The 19,217-nt window shown below is 56.2% G+C and carries 16 protein-coding genes; 6 read left to right on the top strand and 10 right to left on the bottom strand.

Annotated features, from left to right (window positions below):
- Window positions 1–381: 381 nt before the first annotated feature.
- Window positions 382–843: a CAP domain-containing protein gene (locus H598_RS0101535; protein WP_211227262.1), complete on the bottom strand. Its 462-nt coding sequence runs from the start codon at window positions 841–843 to the stop codon at window positions 382–384.
- 356 nt (window positions 844–1,199) lie between these two features.
- On the opposite strand from H598_RS0101535, the gene H598_RS0101530 reads away from it, so the two are divergent.
- The 3 genes from H598_RS0101530 (at window position 1,200) to H598_RS0101520 (ending at window position 3,680) form a co-directional block, all read left to right on the top strand.
- Window positions 1,200–1,685, top strand: a complete 486-nt coding sequence (locus H598_RS0101530) for a VOC family protein (protein WP_028111425.1) — start codon at window positions 1,200–1,202, stop codon at window positions 1,683–1,685.
- Between the two features lie 82 nt (window positions 1,686–1,767).
- Window positions 1,768–2,157 carry a lactoylglutathione lyase gene (gloA, locus tag H598_RS0101525; protein WP_028111424.1) on the top strand — a complete coding sequence of 130 codons (390 nt, stop codon included), beginning with the start codon at window positions 1,768–1,770 and terminating at the stop codon, window positions 2,155–2,157.
- A gap of 626 nt (window positions 2,158–2,783) precedes the next feature.
- On the top strand, window positions 2,784–3,680 hold the full coding sequence (locus H598_RS0101520) for a LysR family transcriptional regulator (protein ID WP_084144272.1): 897 nt from the start codon (window positions 2,784–2,786) through the stop codon (window positions 3,678–3,680).
- Between the two features lie 80 nt (window positions 3,681–3,760).
- On the opposite strand, the gene H598_RS0101515 is transcribed toward H598_RS0101520, so the two are convergent.
- Both H598_RS0101515 and H598_RS0101510 read right to left on the bottom strand, forming a co-directional pair.
- Window positions 3,761–5,734 (bottom strand): hypothetical protein, encoded by a 1,974-nt coding sequence (locus H598_RS0101515; RefSeq protein WP_156896890.1) that lies wholly within the window; start codon window positions 5,732–5,734, stop codon window positions 3,761–3,763.
- A gap of 73 nt (window positions 5,735–5,807) precedes the next feature.
- Window positions 5,808–6,356, bottom strand: a complete 549-nt coding sequence (locus H598_RS0101510) for a helix-turn-helix transcriptional regulator (protein ID WP_169629184.1) — start codon at window positions 6,354–6,356, stop codon at window positions 5,808–5,810.
- Between the two features lie 313 nt (window positions 6,357–6,669).
- Between H598_RS0101510 and H598_RS22995 the strand changes: the two genes are divergently transcribed.
- Window positions 6,670–7,626 carry an RluA family pseudouridine synthase gene (locus H598_RS22995; RefSeq protein ID WP_051252246.1) on the top strand — a complete coding sequence of 319 codons (957 nt, stop codon included), beginning with the start codon at window positions 6,670–6,672 and terminating at the stop codon, window positions 7,624–7,626.
- 75 nt (window positions 7,627–7,701) lie between these two features.
- Here H598_RS22995 and H598_RS0101500 read toward each other — a convergent pair whose 3' ends face one another.
- Window positions 7,702–8,562, bottom strand: coding sequence for a nuclear transport factor 2 family protein (locus H598_RS0101500; RefSeq protein ID WP_084144271.1), 861 nt, complete (start codon window positions 8,560–8,562; stop codon window positions 7,702–7,704).
- Between the two features lie 121 nt (window positions 8,563–8,683).
- Here H598_RS0101500 and H598_RS0101495 point away from each other — a divergent pair, with 121 nt between their 5' ends.
- The gene (locus tag H598_RS0101495) at window positions 8,684–9,577 is read left to right on the top strand and encodes a helix-turn-helix domain-containing protein (RefSeq protein WP_169629183.1); all 894 of its coding nucleotides are present in this window, start codon (window positions 8,684–8,686) and stop codon (window positions 9,575–9,577) included.
- Between the two features lie 21 nt (window positions 9,578–9,598).
- Here H598_RS0101495 and H598_RS0101490 read toward each other — a convergent pair whose 3' ends face one another.
- Complete coding sequence (locus tag H598_RS0101490; RefSeq protein WP_028111418.1) at window positions 9,599–10,135, bottom strand: DUF2799 domain-containing protein; 537 nt, start codon at window positions 10,133–10,135, stop codon at window positions 9,599–9,601.
- A 57-nt stretch (window positions 10,136–10,192) separates the two neighbouring features.
- Window positions 10,193–10,930, bottom strand: a complete 738-nt coding sequence (locus H598_RS22990) for a TetR/AcrR family transcriptional regulator (protein WP_035414918.1) — start codon at window positions 10,928–10,930, stop codon at window positions 10,193–10,195.
- A gap of 222 nt (window positions 10,931–11,152) precedes the next feature.
- On the opposite strand from H598_RS22990, the gene H598_RS0101480 reads away from it, so the two are divergent.
- On the top strand, window positions 11,153–12,250 hold the full coding sequence (locus tag H598_RS0101480; protein ID WP_245595539.1) for a hypothetical protein: 1,098 nt from the start codon (window positions 11,153–11,155) through the stop codon (window positions 12,248–12,250).
- 62 nt (window positions 12,251–12,312) lie between these two features.
- On the opposite strand, the gene H598_RS0101475 is transcribed toward H598_RS0101480, so the two are convergent.
- The 4 genes from H598_RS0101475 to metL all read right to left on the bottom strand — a co-directional run bounded on the left by H598_RS0101475 (window position 12,313) and on the right by metL (window position 19,209).
- Window positions 12,313–13,887, bottom strand: a complete 1,575-nt coding sequence (locus tag H598_RS0101475; RefSeq protein ID WP_028111416.1) for a methyl-accepting chemotaxis protein — start codon at window positions 13,885–13,887, stop codon at window positions 12,313–12,315.
- 215 nt (window positions 13,888–14,102) lie between these two features.
- Entirely contained in the window at window positions 14,103–15,677 is a 1,575-nt protein-coding gene (locus H598_RS0101470; protein ID WP_028111415.1) for a methyl-accepting chemotaxis protein, read from the bottom strand.
- A gap of 246 nt (window positions 15,678–15,923) precedes the next feature.
- Window positions 15,924–16,811: a methylenetetrahydrofolate reductase gene (metF, locus tag H598_RS0101465; RefSeq protein ID WP_028111414.1), complete on the bottom strand. Its 888-nt coding sequence runs from the start codon at window positions 16,809–16,811 to the stop codon at window positions 15,924–15,926.
- Between the two features lie 28 nt (window positions 16,812–16,839).
- A complete protein-coding gene (gene metL, locus H598_RS0101460; protein WP_028111413.1) occupies window positions 16,840–19,209 on the bottom strand; it encodes a bifunctional aspartate kinase/homoserine dehydrogenase II in 2,370 nt (789 codons plus the stop codon).
- Window positions 19,210–19,217: the final 8 nt, after the last annotated feature.

Below are 19,217 nucleotides of genomic sequence, written 5' to 3'. Positions count from 1 at the left end.
ACTCAACGAATGAAAGAAAGGTAGCAAAGAAATTACGACTATACTCGTGAATAACAAAAGATCACAAACACACACATCAAAAAACAATAATAACAATATTAATCAGCAGGTTATAGATACGGCGCATCAACAAACCAGAACAGCAATTCGATAGAAGTCACAATCAATCACAACCACTCACAGCTAAAATAGCGGCTAGCAAGGGTTAGATAAGTAGAACGCAGACTCTATGGTAACAATAAGCATCATATCATTGATAAGAACTGTTATTGATGTTTGAATTGTATAATTCACTAAGCACCGAGTGATGGCTTAAGTTATTGAGTCACCTATTAACTGAGTGACTATAGAAGCCAAACAGAGCAATATTTACCATCATAATCACTCGAACCCCACTGCAAATACCTGAGTCCAGTAGTAGCCGTATTCCGAATCTGGGTTGGCAACACAGGCGACTCCGGTTTCCCGGTATTCCGATGACATCAGGTTTTGACAATGGCCGGGACTGGCCAGCCACTCTTTGACTGCGGTATCCACATTAGGCTGGCCGGCGGCAATGTTCTCACCGACAAACTGCCATTCATACCCCAAAGCAGTAACACGTTGACCCACATCGCTGCCATCCAGACCGGTATGGCTGAGAAAATTGTAGTTAGCCATGTTAGAGGCGTGTTCCCAGGCTGCTTGTTGCAACAAGCCATGGGCTTGCAGCGGAGCCACTGCCGGGTATCGACGCCCCCCGCACAGTTGTCCACTGGTCCGAACCTCGTTGATGCGCTCTATCAGTTCAGGCAGATTATCCCGGCATTGATTCAAGCCGTTACCATCAGCAGCCACAGCCATGCCTACTTCGCCCTGTGCGACGATTGTCACCAGTATCAGCCCAAACCGCAACATCATCCCCCCTAAAAGCACATTCAGTAACCCTACTAACGCAGTAAGCTGAGATATTGGCACGCTCCAGGTGAAGTATCAACGAGAGAGAATAGCGACTAATAGTCAGCAGCCGCTAGCGTCCATAGGCCACCAGGCTGCTACCAGCTGAACCGGGCTCGACTCAAGCCTCCTCAAATCAAGATATAATAAAATGTAATCATAAAAATCACATTTGATAATTTAACTATATCTTTGACCCTTCCTATACTGCTCCACATCGAAACAAGATACGCACCACCACAACGAATCTGGAGCACCCTATTATGAAAATGAGTCACGTAGGCATCATGGTCACCGACATGGACAAGGCCATCGAGTTTTACACCAAAGCACTGGGCCTGAAGATGGTCATGGGCAAGAGCGAAGTCCTGGAGGAGCGCGAGACCGCCATCGGTCGCATGTGCACTCAGGTATTCGGCGAAGGCTTTAAAGGCTTCAACATCGCCCACCTGCTGACGACTGACGGCATCGGCGTTGAACTGTTTGAAATGAAGGATCGCCAGGAGCGCCATGAGGTCGACTTCTCTCGCATCGGCATCTTCCACTTCTGCCTGGAAACCACCGACTTTGAAGGTGTCATTGAAAAAACCATTCAGTATGGCGGCAAGCAGCGGATGGACATTATGCGCTACCACCCGGAAGACGACAGCAAGCCGGCGAAGATGGTGTATCTGGAAGACCCGTTCGGCAACCTGTTCGAGCTGTATTCTCACTCCTACGCCGAAACCTACTCCTCAGAGTACGAGTAAGTCGTCGATCTCAGCGGCTGAACTCAAGCCAGCACCATGATGCTGGCTTGTTACCAATCCAGACCATCTTGGAGAAACCCGAATGGCACAACTGCTTCACACCATGCTGCGCGTGGGCGACCTGGATAAAGCCATCGCCTTTTACACCAACGTACTGGGCATGACGCTGCTGCGTCAGGTTGAAAACAAAGACTACCACTACACCCTGGCCTTCGTTGGTTACGGTGAAGAAAGCCAAGGTCATGCCGTTATTGAACTGACCTACAATTGGGGCGAGTCCAATTACGATCACGGCAACGCATTTGGCCACATCGCCCTAGGTGTTGAAGACATCTACGCGGCCTGCGATAAAATTCGCGCGGCCGGCGGTAACATCAGCCGCGAACCCGGGCCAGTACTGGGCGGCTCAACCCACATCGCTTTTGTAACCGATCCCGATGGCTACAAGGTTGAGTTGATTCAGCAAGATTGATCCTCTACGGGCGTTTCGCGGTCGCATAAGCGAGAATTGAAGCCCAAATCTGAAAGTAGGCTCTCCCATACCAAGGCAGCGAGAGCGGGGCATTGTCGTGACGCAATAAACGCTCCTTCGCAAGCCGATATGGGAGCGTTCACTGGTCGGTACCGTAAATACGATCGAGTTGGCGATCCTAAAAAACATGTGCCGCAATACCCAGCCTCTCAGCCAAGTTCCATCGACCAACACGGGTTAGCCGCACCTCGAATGTGCAACGGCTCTGAATTATGAGTCGCCAGCCACTCCAATGCGGTCTCCCTGTCCACTCAACCCCGTAATTCCTCTGGGCCCTCGCCACCCAGTAACACGGCAGCGGCTATTTTCGCCCCGCGCTTTGGTTTGTTTTGGCATCAGTGATCTGTACACCTGAACTAATGTTCAGTTCGTCGTACAATGGGCCGGTATTTAGATCAATAAATATAAAACCAATAGCGACTTTTTCTGTGTTTTACAGATACGCTCGCTTAGCCCAGGTTTATTCACCACTGACTCATCAGCTAAAAACCTATAATAACCAAAGTTATGCGTTTTCAGACAATGAATAATCTCAGTACTTTTACACTCAACGAGGTAACTGGATAATGAATTTAGGTGCACTTAGAGTCTTTATGGTGGTGGCCAAGACGCAGAGTATTGCTCGTGCTTCTGAGATTCTCGACATCACCGCCTCATCCATAAGCCGTAAGATTAAAAGCCTGGAAGATGAGCTGAACACCCAACTGTTTCACCGCGGTGGCAGAGAGTTTCACACCACCAGTCAGGGCACCGCCATTCTGAAGCGGGTAGAAATACTGTTGAGTGAAGAAGACAACATTCGTAACCTGGTCAACGACAAGCAAGAAGTTCGTGGCCCCATTGGCCTGATGGTGCCACCCACGTTTGGCAACATTTTAGCCGGTGAATTTTTGGCACCCTTTATGAAGCGTTATCCGAATGTTGAACTTAGCGTGAAAGGGAGTCACGGTCGCCGCATTGAAACTCTGCATAACTACGACATCGCCATTAGCCCTAATTTACCCAATGACACCTCCCTGGTTGCCAAGCTCATTTTCCAGGGTAAACGACACTTCTTTGCCGGCAAGGGCTTATTGGAACAATATGGTGTGCCGAAACACCCAAGCGAATTATCGAATTACCCCTATTTGCAACTGCAGATAGACACCAGTTACCGCCAAGGCAAGCAACAGTGGGACAACGGCCAAGGATTGAGTGGTGAATTTATCACTTCAACTCGCATCACTTCCGATCTGCCCGACGTGCTGGCAAAAATGGTATCAGAAAATCTGGGTGTCGCCTGCCTGCCCAATGGCGCATTTCGAAACCTGCCAAAGAACCAGTATGTGCGTCTGTTTTCCGATGATATCTACAACCAGAACGTCATGTACGCCATCTACCCGTCTCGTCAGCATCGCCCCCACCGAGTGAAGGTGTTTACCGATGAGTTAACAGCCTTCCTAAACGCCCTGCCCAACCTGTAAGGCTTGCTGCAATACACCTCAACATGAAAAATGCCAGAGCATAACGGCTCTGGCATTTGAGTCACTCTGTTAACGAATCATCACTGATTCGGGTGACATGTCATACAGGAGTATGGGTCTGGGAAGCTTTCGCTGGTGCGCCAGTCATTATTCCCATAGGTAATACGCTTCTCCGCAGGCAGTAAGCGATAGAACGTTGAGTTATCGGCGAAATCCTTAACCTCTCGATGGAAATCGGGCGAGGCAGTCTTAACCGCATCGGCACAGGGACCGTAGTAGCCTCCGATATCAATCTTCTTCTGCTTGGTAACGCCCGAGCACTCTGTGTCATCGAAGTACATTTTCTGAGAAGCCTCGCCGTGATTTGGCATCAACTTATCTTCAGAGTGACACCAGAAACAGCGCGCTTCTTCACCATGGCCAACAGGAGCGCCGTTACTGCCGTGACACGACGCGCAGTAGTAAGGTTCGCTTTGTTCCGGCAGGGTCGGAGAGTCACCGTTTAGGTGGATGTTATCCAGGCTGTGGCACTGAGCACAGTCGGCGACCTTCCAGCCAAAGTGGTTTTCATCCAAAGGAGCGACCGCTCGCTCGATGTCATAAATGGGGAACTGGCCGTCCGGGCCATAGTTTCGATGGGCCATTTCCCAGGCGTTTTCCATGTTGGCAAACCATTCGAACATTACGTATTGCTGCGGCATGACCATAGGCACCGTATCGGCCATTCGGTGCGTATTCTTACCGCCAAACAGATTGAACCAATTATCGATGCACTCCTGCGCGGCGGCCTGGTTTAAGTTGCCATCATCATCACGCAGAAACTCACACACACGTCCGAACTCCGTATCCGTTTGTACGTCTTTGGCAACTGGCCACTCCTTATTCGGGTGATAGAAGAAATCATTGCTGGTGAAGTCTTCACCGCGATACAAGGTCCACCCGTAAAAGCCGTGGGCTCGTTGCTCATCGATGGCGGTCACCGCGTAGGAGCCCACATCGGCGTTGGTGGCAATGGTCGGCCAGAAAGTGACGCCAAATTTAACCCCATACTCGTCGTGAGCGGTTAGCGCGACATCCAAGACAGTAATAACCCCTTTTTGGAATACGTCCGGGCGCAAATTGTGCGGCTTCACCTCCACGTTCTGAGCCACAACCTGTGGACCGCGTCCATCGCCAAAGTCCACGCGCAATTCAGGCAGAACCACCTTATCTCCGGCGGCATGAAAACGCGCCACTTCGGCCTTTAAAGTTTGCTGACGCCGGGCAGTCATGATGCTGGACTCGGGCTGAAAGCGAATGTGCATGCCCTCTTTGACCCAAAGCTCATCCATACGATCATAAAAAGGCTCTAAGGTAGGCTGACCATTGCTTTTTTTGGCATCGCCGCCGCTGTACAACATACTCGCGTACCAGTTTTTGCTGTCCTTATAATCACCTTCATCGTCGTAATCGCCGTCATTATTGGCATCAAACGACGTGGTAAATTCATAGGTATTCATCTCCTCGTTGAATTCACCCAGGGTGACTTCGAAATCATCTCGAATGGAGGAGACATACAACACCACATCCAGCGCGGAGTACTGGCGGGGAATGAAGAGATCGCTGCGCACGGATTCGGCCGCAAAACGCTTAAGCTCGGCGGCGCTGATCTTCATGCTGTAGTCGTCAGCCCCCGCCGCAGGCCTGGCCGTCAGGCGGTTATGTTCCTTGTTGTAGGTTCCGTTTGGATTCCCTCGGCCGTAAGTCAGCCAGTTAGGATCGTTCTCATCACCATGAACCCCGATGGCCGGCAAGTCATTCAGATCGGCATCTTGGGTACACATCTCTGGATGCAGGTCGGAGCACGGGTACCAGTGGCCAAGGTAGACATTGATGGTTCCCTCTAATTCCGATTTCGGGGTAACGGCCACCTCTAGGCTTTCATGGACTTTATCAGTATCAGCAATCGGGCGTTGTGGATCAGAGCTTGAGTCCGAATCGGATCCACAACCGCTAAGGGCCAGTAGCGACAGTAACGCTATGGCAGCAGGCATTTTATTTGTATTCATCATCATCTTAATTTTTTATATGGGTAGGTAATAGGTTGGCAATCGGGTTATTTCTGTTCCTCCATGATATGGGTAGAGTTCATAACCAACCGTACTGATTGGCTTTAAATACCAAATTTGCTTTATTGGTAGCACCAAGCCTTTGTTTCGCTTTTTCCAGGTGATAATCAACACCTCGACTGGTGAGATTCATCAGGTGGGATATTTCACCCGTGCTCAATCCAAGGGCAGTCAAATTAACAATAATCCGGGTCTTGTTGTTACTTCTTATCTTTCTAAAGCTCGACAGACTCAAATGCTGGCTCAACTTATTGCCATTCCCCAAAACATGAACTGCAGGATCACTTGCACTGCAGACAATGATGGCACCGACGTACTCACCATCATCAATGAGGTCAAAACACTGGAAATTAGAGTGCCGTCGGTCACGCCAAAGCAGTTCGATATGTTTTATGTGTTTGCTATCAAATTTGGAGACCACAAACATGCTTGCCAAACTTTTTAGCGACTCATCAGATACGTGATAGTCAAAGAACTGATGGCGACAAATATCTTGAAACCCCACAGAAGTACCAATAACTGCAGTTTCAAACTGAAAATTCACCGATTTCAGTACAATCCAGTTCATTTTGTTCACACCTCTTCCAAGATGGGTATTGGTATTGCCGCTTTTAAGCAGGCACATTACCCCTGAATCAACATCTCTAACTGCTGGGTATTTAATAGCCGTTAGAGTAACGCACATCGGCAAACCAGTTCATTTCGATCCCCGAAACACCGCATTGCAGAATTCGCAGCATGAAACGAGATAAATGTCATCGTGATAAGATCGCTGTGACGCCGGCAGCTTACTCACCAATCCCGGAGCGCCCCTCCCGTCCCTCCAGCTGGTGTTGGGCCATGGCCAAATAGGCTACACTGCCCGAAACCACGGAGACCCCATGACCGCCACCTTCACCGACATCGTTGCCCCCAAAGACGCCGGCAAGCCGTTGTACGACTTTCTGCGTTCACTGTTTCCCTATCTGGATACCGCCGTATGGCAGGCGTTTGAAGTCAGCAGCTCGGTGCAGATAGATGGCCAGCTCGCCGAGGGCAATCCGGAGCTGGTGGCCGGCCAGGTGCTGGACTACCGCATCGCCAACTACGCCGAGCCAGAGGTCGATACGCAGTGGCAACTGCTGTGGGAAGGGGCCGATCTCATCGCGGTGCACAAGCCTCCGAGCCTGCCGGTCAGTCGCACCACCCGCAATATTCACAACACCCTGGTGCAACTGGTGCGGCGACAGAGCCCCTGGAAACAGGCGCACCTGTTGCACCGGCTCGATCTGGATACCGGCGGCATCGTGCTGATGGGCAAAGATCAGCGCGCCGCCAGTCACTGGCAGCCCAAATTGGCTGAGTTGATGCAGCGTAAGGTCTATCACGCGGTGGTTGAGGGCAATCCGCAGTGGCACAGTCATGAGATGAAGTGCAAGCTGAATACCTTGGCCGACAGTCCCATTCGCTGCCAGATGCACGTGGTCGCGGACCATGAAAAGGGTAAGGCCAGCCACACTCGGTTTCGAGTGTTGGCCCGGGGCCAGGGCCATGCGCTGGTAGAGTGTCAGTTAGTGACCGGTCGCAAACATCAGATTCGTGCCCACCTGGCTCATCTGGGCCACGCCATCGTGGGTGACAAGATTTACGCCAACGGCGGCGACTTCTACCTGAAGCGACTGGCCGATGCGGTTACCGATGCCGACCGGGCTCGCCTGGGCGCCCGCCATCATCTGCTGTTCGCCCACGAGGTGGAGTTAAAGCTATCGCAGGATGCACCGGAGTTAGTGGTTACCAACCCTCACTACTCGGAGGATTGGCGTGAGTTTTGTCGCCGCCATCAGTTGCCGCTGGATTAGCCTCACCACAAAAAACGCCCGGCCATTAGGCCGGGCGTTTGCTTTCCGGGTGATGATGATGTCCCGGTTTACTGCTCAGAACTTGCCGTTACCGTTCTTCCACTCGCTTTGCGGCGGAATGGCTTCGATGGTATCCCAGTGCTCGACAATCTTGCCATTCTCGACTCGGAACAGATCGTAGAACGAGGTGTGCTGGCCCCCTAGGGTTCCTTCGCTGACGGTTAACACGAAATTGCCTTCTCCCAGCACTCGATGCACCTGCTGATACTCCATGGTGATCCCCTGCTCCGCCATGGCCGCCAGCGCCGAGCCCAACCCATCCAGGCCGTCGGCGATGCCCGGGTTATGCTGCAGGTAGTAGTTCGGTTCGATGTACTGAGTAATGGTGTCCATCTTGCCGCTGACCAGTACATCGTCCACAAAGCCTTTCACCAACACCTTGTTGGCCTCGGTGCTGTCCAGGTCCTCGGCCTGAACCGGCCCGTCGATCATGGTACGGCCACTGGGGTTGGCACCGTCCGGCGTCTGCTGCAGGTTGTCCCAGTGCTCCACGATCAGCCCCTGCTCAAAGCGGAAGATGTCGAAGCCGATTTTCGGGCCAAAAAAGTTGTAATCGGTGTGGGCAAACACAAAGTCCCCATCCTGAAACACCCGCACCGTATCCACGCGGGCCGATCCCTCCGGCAGGGCCTGCAATGCGGCGCCAAAGCCCGCCAGGCCGTCGGCCACCCCGAGATTATGCTGAATGTACTTATTGGGGTTGATGTAGCTTACCGGCTCGGCATCGCCGGTTTCGATGCTCTTCAGCAGCGCCGTCACCTTGTCCTTGTTGCTCAGAGGCTCAGGCTGCTGATGAGAGGTATTACTGCACGCCGTGGTGGCCAGGGACAACGCTACTACCGTGCTTGTTATTGCGGTCTTGGTCCAGCTTTTCATGGTCAAAATCCTTTCTCATTACTGACTGCGAAATCTCAATAAGGGGATTATTCCTTTATTGAAGCCGACCCAATAGGTACATTTGACTCAAACAATGGTCAAAATCAAGCAAGGGCAGCCGATGCCATCATCCAAAGACAACGCCCTTCCCCTGCGGAACATCAATTTTAACAACCCCAGGCTCAGGGGGTTGGGGCTGGAACCGATGACGCTGTCGGAGTTAAAGCGCAAGGTGTCCGCCGACTTCATGGTAAAGCCGGAACGGGTTCACCTCTATATGCTGATCCTGGTCACCGCCGGCCAGGGTCGTCACCGCATCGATTTTGAGGATTGGCCGATGGCACCCGGCACCCTGGTCTGCGTTCGCCCCGGCCAGGTTCAACAGTGGCTCACCCACCACCACTACGACGCCGACATCGTGCTGATCGCCCCCGACGCCCTGCCCTACCACAGTGGCCAGCAGTTGCCGCAGCAACTGAGCCTGCTGCGCTTCGATGAATGGCACACGCTGCTGTCGCTGTCACCTGATGACGCCGCTCAGCTTGGGGCTGAATTTACCCGGCTGCGGCACGACTTTGAACAGTTCGACGGCGACGAACTGGACGCGGCGCTGATCCGCCATGAACTGATGAGCCTACTGTTGAGGGTGGCCCGACTGCAGCGGCGCCAACAACAACTGGATCATGAGCCAGAGCGTCACAGCCTCACCTACCGACTGTTTCGACAGGCACTGGAGCGCCAGTTTTTGCAGCAGCGTCAGGTGCAGTATTACGCTCAGAGTCTGGGCTATTCAGAAAGTACATTGAGCCGTGCCTGTCTGGCGGCAGAGGGGCGATCGGCCAAGCAGGTGATCGACCGGCGAACGGCGTTGGAAGCACAGCGATTGCTGGCCCACAGCACCGCGTCGGTGGCAGAGGTGGGCCATCAGCTGGGGTTTTCGGAAACCACCAATTTCATTAAGTTCTTTCGGCGCCTGATCGGAGTTACCCCCAAGGCGTTCCGGCAGCAAAAATAACGGTACTTCGCCCAGTGGCGGCTAGAAACTGATGCTGAAGGTAACGCCGGAGTGGAGCAGGCGATCGCGCTCCTCCAACAGTTGCCGCCGTTGGGCCCAAAGCTGTTTGCGGTTCTCTTTGTCATCGTCACTGACGCCCAATCCGGCAATCTGATTATCGAGCTGCTGCAGTTGAGTATCTATCTCGGCGATTCGCTTCTCTTTCAGGTACAGGGCCCGCCCCTGATTGTAGCGCTCTACAAATTGATCGTTATGGCAAACATTATGGTAATCGTGCCCTTGCCGACCCTGCAAAAATCCATTCTCAGGCAGACAATAACTTAGCAACCCCAGCTCATAGGCCTCGGTCCAGTCCGCCACCGCGACCTGAACTCCGGCTTCCGCGCAGTCTTTCACATAGTCATCCACCCGGGTCACCCTAACGCCACTCTGGCCATCGGTCAGGCCGATGCGAGCCCAGTTGGCTTGCTGGCACTGCTGTACCGACATGGAGGCGCAGCCAGACAACAGCGCCAGCAACGCCACAACCACCAGCGCCGAGTTAGCTCGTTTTATCATTCCAGTTCTTCCTGTATTGGTGCTTACTCTCATACATGGACAAGGCCGTACCTGACTTTATCCCAGTTGCTGACAATGACCACAGTCGCGGTGACGGCGGTAATGCTGCTGCAGGTAGGCCGCCACCTGCTGCGCCAGCGACCGATACACCGCCTCGGTAAAAGGCGTGTGCCAGCGATACTGATTCATCAGCTGATACAGATGCTCAAAGCAGGTGTCATTGCGCTCTCCCAGATAGCGGCCACTCACCAGCTGACTTTCAAACTGAGTCAGGGCACCAGTCAGAAAAAACACCATCCCCTGAGCCAACAACCTGGCCTGGTCGGGACTGGCCTGCAGCTCGCCGCTGGCTTGCGCCTGCGCCACCGACTGATGAAACCAGTTCCAAAAATGGTCCACCCGTTGCCGCAGCCGAGCCACTTTGTCGGCACTGGCCAGCTTCCAGATGTGGGCGTTAACCGACACCGACCGCAGGGCGTTGAAACTGGGGTTACGCTGCACCATCTCAAAGGTAAACAGCACCGGCAGCAGCACCTTTTCCATTGCCGTCAAATCGGGGTGTTGGGTCACAAATCCCTGCAGGTGGTTGCTGGTGGCATTGCGCAGAAACAAGCACACCAGCGCGTCTTCCTTACGTTCAAAGAAACGATACAGGGTGCCGGTGGAGCAACCGACCTCCTTAGCCAGTTGAGAGAAGTTGAACGAGATGATGCCATCGGCCACCACCAGCGCCTCGGCGGCGTCCAAAATGGCGTTACAACGCTGCCGGTGTGACGCCTCTGACGGGCACTTCATGTTGCCGCTCCTTCCTGTCTGATCTTCAAGATTGCAATGGGGAAATAACTGCCACAGGGCTTGCCTTATCGCTCATTATCGGCACCTTACCGCAGCGGAAAAAAACATTCACCAGAGGGTTCACGAACAACTTTTCCCGGCCTTCGAAAACGTGACTGGCTTCACCGGCTGACGGCGAATTGGCCTCTAAGGTTGGCGCGCCACTTACCGAAGAGAGCCCCCATGCGCCCGACCCTGAGCCAGCGATCCACCCCCGCCTTAGTTGTTACGATTTTCACTCTGCTGGCCTGCACCACTGCGGTGCCGACACGGGCCGACGAGCTGACGCTCAAGGCCGGAGGCTTCATCAAGGCTGGGATGCGCTACATCGACGGCACCGTGCCCTTCACTCAGGGCTGGACCGGCAGCGGCGCGGTCTCCAAACCTGCCCAGCGGATGCAGTTCAGTGCCCAGGAGAGCCGCTTTAACCTCGGCCTGAGCCGGGAAGGCGTTCACGGCTTTGCCGAGATCGATTTTGTCGGCTCCAGCCAGGGCAACAGCGTAATTTCCAACTCCTACAGTCCGAGGTTACGCCACGCCTACTTCAGCTACGCCGGATTCACCGCCGGCCAAACCTGGTCGACCCTGGTCAACACCAGCACCTTTCCGGAAACCACTAACCTCGGTGGCCCACTGGTGGGCGAGGCCATGATCAGGCAAGGGCTGATTCGCTATCAAAGCGGTGCCTGGCAACTGGCCCTGGAAAACCCCCATACCTGGGGCACCCAGGCCACCACGCCCGACAAGGAACCTCAATGGATCAGCACCGACAACGACCGCGTGCCGGACCTGATTGTTCGCCGGGACAGCCATGGCGACTGGGGCAACCTGTCACTGTCGGCTTTGGCCCGCTATCTGGACCCCGACGGTCTGGCCGAGGTGGCCTTGGGCGCCTCGCTGGCCGCACGGCTGCGACTGCCGGGGCAGGACGATCTTCGCCTGCAACTGCACTATGGCAACCTGGGCCGTTATGTGGGCACCGGCGCCGCCACCGACATCAGCTACGGGGAGCTGGAAACCACCACCGCCGCCATGGTGGCCTATCGTCACTTCTGGGGCGACAGCCTGCGCTCCACCGTCTTTTACGGCCGCACTCGAACCGAAGTGGCCCGCAGCGACCGGGCTCACTGGGGCATCAACCTGTTCAGCAATCTGACCCGGGAGTTGGTGGTCGGTGTTGAGGCCGGTCAATATCGAGTCATGGACAGCAGCAACCCGTGGCAGCACGCCGATCAGGGCGACGCCGGTTACGGTCAACTGACCGCCCAGTGGTTGTTTTAGGGCAGAAACAACAACGCCCCGATGTCATCGGGGCGCTGGGTCGCAACAGAAACCGACTCGAATCAGTATTCGCGCTGAACGCTCTGCTTCCAGAACTGCTGTGACAAGTGGTGAGTCTTGCTGGACAGACGGCTCATCTGTTCGCAGCGATCTTTGGCCTGCTCGGTCTGCTCCAGGCTGTCGGTGGACAGCTCGCTGATCACCTGAATCGCCTGGCTGATCTCACTGGCCACCGTGGTCTGCTGGCTCATGGCCGTGGCGTTTTGCTCTGACATGCTGCTGATGCGATTGATGGAGGCCCGCAGCGACTCAAACGCCGCATCGGCTTCCTCGGCCAGGTTGACCGATCGCGATGCCTGGGTCTGGCCCGCTTCCATGGCAGCGGTGGCCCGACGGGTGCTGTCCTGGAACTTGGAGACGATGGTTTCAATCTGGGCCGTCGACTCACTGGTGCGGCTAGACAGTTGCCGTACCTCATCCGCCACCACCGCAAAGCCACGGCCGGATTCGCCGGCCCGGGCCGCTTCAATGGCGGCGTTCAACGCCAGCAAGTTAGTCTGCTCGGCGATGCCACGAATCACTTCCAGTACGCCGTTAATGTCACGGCTGTCCTGCTCGATGGATTCCACCACCTCGGAGAAGTGGCCCACTTCGATGCTGAGCTTGTTGATGGCGTCGATCACCGTCATCAAGCGTTCATGACCCAGTTCGGCGGCTTGATGGCTGGCGCCCATCTCTTCGGCGGCCTTCTGAGTGTTGTTGTTCACTTCGGCGAAGCTGGCGGTCATCTCCTCCATGGCGGTGGCCGCCTGGCTGGTCTGCTGGCTCTGACTGTCGGCCCGCTCGCGGGTTTCATTGATGGTGACGTTAAGGTTGCTGCTCTGGCCGCTAATAGAACCGGCCGAGTCCGCCATTCTACCCACCACGCCGCCGGTTTCGGTTACCAGGTAGTGCATGGCAAGATCCAACTTACCGATCTCATCCTGACGCCCGGTGTACACCGCCCCGGCGATGGGATCGTCGATGATGCTGGTGGCGGTATCCACCAGTTTGCGCAGTGGCGACAGAATCACATAGATGCCGGCCACGCCCAGCACCGCGCCCACCACCCCGGCCATCAGCGGCGAGTAGGCCGCGCCGGCCGCGGTACCGGCAGTCACGGCCGAGGCCCACAGCATCATCTTGCCGCCGAAGCCGAGCCAATCTTTGCGCATCTCTTTCGGCGTTTTACCGGCGTTGACCGCCCTGTAGATGCGGTCGGCCGACGCGACCTGCTCGGCCGTGGGCTTGCGGCGCACCGATTGCAATTCGTGCAGCTTGCCGTCCTCATACACCGGTGCCACATAGGCATTGACCCAATAGTGATCGCCGCTTTTGCAGCGGTTTTTCACCATCCCCATCCAGGGCTGTCCTGACTTTACGCGATCCCACAACGACTTAAACGCCACTCCAGGCATGTCCGGGTGGCGCATGATGTTGTGAGGCTGACGGTGCAACTCTTCAAACGAGTACTCCCCCACCTCGATAAACGTCTCGTTGGCGTACTTGATGTTGCCATTCAGATCCGTGGTCGACAGCAAAATGCAGTCGCGGCTTAGGGGCTTCTCTTTCTGGGTAACCGGTTGATTATCACGCATAGTTATGATGTTTTTTGGGATAAGGCGCCATTCTGGCAAACCGTTCAGGTGGGGAATATGACCCACATCAAGTTATTCATGTGTTAACGAATAACAATCTCAGAAAAGGACAAACTTCCACCCTTTCATGGCGTTAAACACATAAATACATAAAATCCCGCAGGTTAGTGACACAACCTGCGGGAACCCGCTCACATCGGCCTGACGCCGACGCGTTAATAGTCCCGCTGTACGCTTTGCTGCCAGAATTGCTGCGACAGGTTATGGGTCTTGTAGGAAAGGCGGTTCATCTGATCGCCGCGATCCTTGGCCAGTTCGGTCTGCTGCAGGCTTTCCTGAGCCAGCTCACTGATCACCTGAATCGCTTCACTGATCTCCGCCGCTACCGTGGTCTGCTGACTCATGGCCGAGGCGTTCTCCTCCGCCATGCCACTGATGCGGTTGATGGAGGCCCGCAACGACTCAAACGCCGCATCGGCCTCTTCCGCCAGGTTAACCGAACGCGACGCCTGGCTTTGACCGGCCTGCATCGCCTCGGTGGCCCGGCGAGTGCTGTCCTGGAACTTATTCACGATCTCTTCGATCTGCGCCGTCGATTCGCTGGTGCGACTGGACAACTGCCGCACTTCGTCGGCCACCACCGCAAAGCCTCGGCCAGACTCACCGGCCCGGGCGGCTTCGATGGCCGCATTCAGCGCCAGCAAATTAGTCTGTTCGGCAATGCCACGAATCACCTCCAGCACGCCACTGATGTCGCGACTGTCCTGTTCAATGGATTCCACCACCTCAGAGAAATGGCCCACCTCATCACTGAGCTTATTGATGGCGTCGATCACCGTCACCAACCGCTCGTGGCCCAATTCGGCAGCCTGATGGCTGGCACCCATCTCTTCGGCGGCGGTCTGGGTGTTGTTGTTCACTTCGGCAAAGCTGGCGGTCATCTCCTCCATGGCGGTGGCCGCCTGGCTGGTCTGCTGGCTCTGACTGTCGGCGCGCTCGCGGGTCTCATTGATGGTGCCATTCAGATCGGTACTCTGCACGCTGATGGAGCCGGCGGAGTCGGCCATCCTGCCCACCACACCGCCAGTCTCGGTCACCAGGAAGTGCATCGCCAGATCGATTTTACCGATTTCATCCTGGCGATTGGTGTACACCGCCGAGGCAATGGGGTCGTCAATGATGTTGGTGGCGGTATCCACCAGCGTCCGAAACGGCGCCATCATACTGTAGATCCCCAGCGAGGCCACCACGGCCCCAACCACACCCGCCAGCAGCGGCGAAAAGCTGGCACCGTACGCCGTCAGCAGCACCGTCAGCAGGGTCCACGCCATCAGTCGACCGCCAAAACCGAGCCAGTCTGGCTTCAGCTCCCTGGGGGTCTTACCGGCATTGACCGCCTTGTAGATGCGATCGGCCGACTTAACCTGAGCCTCGGTGGGTTTGCGCCGCACCGACTGATACTCGTGCAGCACGCCATCTTCATAGACCGGGGCAATGTAGGCATTGACCCAGTAATAGTCGCCATTCTTGCAACGGTTTTTGACCAGCCCCATCCACGGCTGACCGGTTTTCACCGTTGACCACATCGACTCGAACGCCACCGGCGGCATATCCGGGTGACGGACAATGTTGTGAGGCTGGCGATGCAGTTCCTCAAACGAGAAACCACAAATGCTAGTGAAATCCTCATTCGCGTATTTTATGTTGCCCTCCAGATCCGTGGTCGACAGCAGGATGGAATCGATGCTGAGCGTCTTCTCGGTCTGGGTCACGGGTTGATTGTTGCGCATGGGATACTTGTTTGAGTGTAGGGTGTCAGTATTTTGACAAAAGCGGCGATTCCTAAACATGACAGCCGTCAAAGTTGCACCTGTGAATCTAAACGCAACTTGCTAAAATTTAGAGCGAAATCACAAGAATGGTCACAAAATCTTCTGGGCTTATGCTGACCGCGTCCGCCGGTTCATGACCCAGTCTCAAAACACAGCGGCACGCCCGTGACGTGCCGCTAGAATTCAACCGTCCTCCAATCTCGATCAGCTGGTCGGGCGCACACCCAGAGCGTGGCAGATGGCGTAGCTGAGTTCGGCCCGGTTGAGGGTGTAGAAGTGAAACTCCTTGACCCCCTCCTTGGCCAACACCTTGGCCATCTCGATGGCGACGTTGGCCCCCACCAGCTTGCGGGTGGCCGGGTCTTCATCCAGGCCATCAAACATGTGGTGCAGCCAATTGGGCACATGCACCTTGGCAAACTCAGAGAACTTCAGTAACTGACGGTAGTTGGTGACCGGCAGAATCCCGGGCACGATCTCCACATCGATGTTGGCCGCGGCGCAGCGGTCGCGAAATCTCAGGTAGGCCTCGATGTCGAAGAAGAACTGAGTGATCGCCCGAGTGGCGCCGGCATCGACCTTGCGCTTGAGGTTGATGAGATCCGCCTGAGCATTGCGAGCTTCCGGGTGCACTTCCGGGTAGGCTGCCACCGAGATCTCGAAATCGTGCTCCTGCTTCAGCAGTGACACCAGATCGGAAGCAAACCGGTCTGGCCGACCTTGCCCTTCCGGAAGATCGCCGCGCAAGGCGACGATGTGGCGCACCCCCTGCTGCCAATACTGCCGAGCCAGAACACGCAACTCCTCGTCGCTGGCATCCACCAGTGTCAGGTGCGGAGCCGCCACCAGTTCGGTCTCGGTGTGAATCTTCTCAATCACCTTGTGAGTGCGATCCCGCACCCCGGAATTGGCGCCGTAAGTGACCGACACGAAGCGGGGCTTGAGGGGCTGCAACCGCTCGATGGACTGCCACAGTGTCTGTTCCATGGATTCCGATGACGGTGGAAAGAACTCGAATGAAACCTGAATGTCCTTAAGATGGCTGAGACGCTCGTTCAAGGCTTCTAACTGCTGTGCGTGATGAAATCCCATGGTACTGCTCCTTTGAAACGTGCGTTACTCAGTGCAACAGACGCCGACAAATGGCGACGAAGTCAGACTGTACGGCGGCGGCGGTCACTTCCCGTCCGGCCCCCGGCCCCTGAATCACTAGCCCATTGGGGTAGTGCTTACTCAAAAACAAAAACTGATTGTCCCCGGCCGGCAAAGTGGCAAAGGGGTGGTCGGGTTCGACCCGCTCCAGACCGACCCGGGCCTGAACCCGGTCAGCGTCGATCACCAGGCTGGCGGCATAGCGCAGCGCCTTGCCCTCGGCCCGAGCCTGCTGCGCCGCCGAGGCCATGGCCTCATCCAGCTCGCCAATGCGCTGCAAAAATTCATTCAGCGGTACATCCACCAGGTTCGCCGGTACCAGCGATTCCAGCTCGATCTGCTCGAGCTCCAGGGTTAACCCCAATTCACGAGCCAATATCAACAACTTACGCTGCATATCCCGGCCAGACAAATCGTCCCTGGGATCCGGTTCGGTCAGGCCGTCGGCCTTGGCCTGCAACACCAACTCAGAGAACGAATCCTGGCGGTCAAAGTGGTCGAACAGCCAGCTCAGGGTGCCGGAAAACACACCGGAGACGCCGTTGATGGCATCACCACTGCGCTTAAGATCGTCGATGCTGTAGAACACCGGCAGACCGGCCCCCACCGAAGCGTTGTATCGCCAGTAGCGGTGGCAATTAGACAGCTGTCGCTGCAACTCCTGATAGAAGGCATTCGGACCACTGCCCGCCTGTTTGTTAGCACTGACCACGTGCAGGCCGGCCTCGACAATGGCCGGGTAATTCAGCCCCAGGGAGGCACTGGCGGTAATGTCCAACAGCACCACCTCATCCAGATTCAGGTCGGCGGCCTGCGACAACCACTCCAGCTTGTTGAACGGCCGGGCATGCTGGTCATACGCCTGCTGCCATTGCCGTGGACACAGGCCATTCTCGTCAATCAGGTAGTGTTCGGAACCGACGATCCCCACCAGCCTCAATTCCGCTTCCAGTTCGTCATTCAGGCCCAACTGCTGACGGGCAAACAGATCCAGCCAGGCGCTGCCGATGTTGCCTTTACCAGCCAGCACGATACCGATGCGCTTACGTGGCCCGGCGCAGCGGCGGTGCACCGAGGCCACCAAGGCGTTGACTTGTGATTGTGGCACCAGGCTGACCAGCGCCTGAGGATGGCGGAAACACGGCAATGCGCGTCGCCCCAACAGGCGGGAAAACGCCCCCGCCAACCGCGCCGGATGTTGGCTCACGACCCCCACCAGGCCATAACTGTCATCCCTGCTCGGCTGACTCAACCCCAGTGAGGCCGCCTGAGTAAGCAGGGCTTCGCCCAGGCTGCGGGATTGCTCCGACGTCAGCGCCAACGACAACGACTGCGGGTAACTGGCCAGAGGCGTAATCCCCTGTTGAGCCAACCACCCCAGCAAGCGGTCAAAGTCGATGGCCTCTCCCTGCCACTGATGCAGCGCCACCTGGTTCAGGCTGGTGACCACCGGCTCGGTTTGCTCGCTGCCCGACGGCAGGATGCGGGTATAGTCGGCGTCCGGGGTAAAACTGGATCGAACATTGAGGGTCAGGTTCACCTGCCGCAGCGGCTGCAAGCTTCGACAGTGCAACACCGGCGACCCCAGCTTGGCCAGTTGATCGGCCTCGTCGAGACTGAGGCTGGATTGCAATCGGGCGTCGGTAAGCACGTTGGGGTCGGCATTATAGATGCCGGCGACATCGGTCCAGATGGTCACCTCGGCCACCTCCGCCAGCGCGGCAATCAAAGTGGCGCTGTAATCGGAACCGTTGCGCCCCAACAGCCGGGTGCGGCCGCCGCCATCACTGCCGTAATAGCCGGTAATCACCAGCCGCTGATTGGGGCGCTCGGCCAGACAGCGATGCAACCGCTGTGCCGACCCCGCCCAATCCGGCTGTGGCTGTACCCCGGTGTGCAGAATCAGAAAATCACGGGCATCCAGTGCCGTGGCGGGTGCCCCCTGCTGACACAACAACGCCGCCAGCAACCGCGCCGACCACAACTCACCAAAAGCCTGAACCTCGGCACCGTCGACGCCCTGACATTGCAGCAGCTGCTGCAACTGCCGCTGATCCACGTCCAAGGCCGCAGCCAGGCCGGCGCCCTGCTCACCGAGCAGGGCCTGCACCAGTTGCTGCTGGAAGCCGATCACCGCCTCCAGCTCCGGCTGCCAGGCCAGATCACTGCTGGCCAGAGCCACCAGTTTCAACAGCGCGTTAGTGGTCTTACCCGCCGCCGACACCACCACCAGATCGCCACACTGGCCCTGGGTTTGAATGACGTGGGCCACTCGCCGATAGCACTCGGCATCGGCCAGGCTGGATCCCCCGAATTTATGAAGCTGCTTACCGCTCACTCTGCTGC

The sequence above is a fragment of the Ferrimonas kyonanensis DSM 18153 genome (assembly GCF_000425405.1).
In the GTDB taxonomy this organism is placed as follows: Bacteria; Pseudomonadota; Gammaproteobacteria; order Enterobacterales; family Shewanellaceae; genus Ferrimonas; species Ferrimonas kyonanensis.
This window is presented reverse-complemented; position numbering and strand designations above follow the sequence as displayed.

Excerpts from the sequence above, each read along its gene's own strand:
- H598_RS0101535 (WP_211227262.1), bottom strand. The coding sequence starts at position 843 with ATGGCTGTGGCTGCTGATGGTAACGGCTTGAATCAATGCCGGGATAAT.
- H598_RS0101530 (WP_028111425.1), top strand. The coding sequence starts at position 1,200 with ATGAAAATGAGTCACGTAGGCATCATGGTCACCGACATGGACAAGGCC.
- gloA (WP_028111424.1), top strand. The coding sequence starts at position 1,768 with ATGGCACAACTGCTTCACACCATGCTGCGCGTGGGCGACCTGGATAAA.
- H598_RS0101520 (WP_084144272.1), top strand. The coding sequence starts at position 2,784 with ATGAATTTAGGTGCACTTAGAGTCTTTATGGTGGTGGCCAAGACGCAG.
- H598_RS0101515 (WP_156896890.1), bottom strand. The coding sequence starts at position 5,734 with ATGATGATGAATACAAATAAAATGCCTGCTGCCATAGCGTTACTGTCG.
- H598_RS0101510 (WP_169629184.1), bottom strand. The coding sequence starts at position 6,356 with ATGAACTGGATTGTACTGAAATCGGTGAATTTTCAGTTTGAAACTGCA.
- H598_RS22995 (WP_051252246.1), top strand. The coding sequence starts at position 6,670 with ATGACCGCCACCTTCACCGACATCGTTGCCCCCAAAGACGCCGGCAAG.
- H598_RS0101500 (WP_084144271.1), bottom strand. The coding sequence starts at position 8,562 with ATGAAAAGCTGGACCAAGACCGCAATAACAAGCACGGTAGTAGCGTTG.
- H598_RS0101495 (WP_169629183.1), top strand. The coding sequence starts at position 8,684 with ATGCCATCATCCAAAGACAACGCCCTTCCCCTGCGGAACATCAATTTT.
- H598_RS0101490 (WP_028111418.1), bottom strand. The coding sequence starts at position 10,135 with ATGATAAAACGAGCTAACTCGGCGCTGGTGGTTGTGGCGTTGCTGGCG.
- H598_RS22990 (WP_035414918.1), bottom strand. The coding sequence starts at position 10,930 with ATGAAGTGCCCGTCAGAGGCGTCACACCGGCAGCGTTGTAACGCCATT.
- H598_RS0101480 (WP_245595539.1), top strand. The coding sequence starts at position 11,153 with ATGCGCCCGACCCTGAGCCAGCGATCCACCCCCGCCTTAGTTGTTACG.
- H598_RS0101475 (WP_028111416.1), bottom strand. The coding sequence starts at position 13,887 with ATGCGTGATAATCAACCGGTTACCCAGAAAGAGAAGCCCCTAAGCCGC.
- H598_RS0101470 (WP_028111415.1), bottom strand. The coding sequence starts at position 15,677 with ATGCGCAACAATCAACCCGTGACCCAGACCGAGAAGACGCTCAGCATC.
- metF (WP_028111414.1), bottom strand. The coding sequence starts at position 16,811 with ATGGGATTTCATCACGCACAGCAGTTAGAAGCCTTGAACGAGCGTCTC.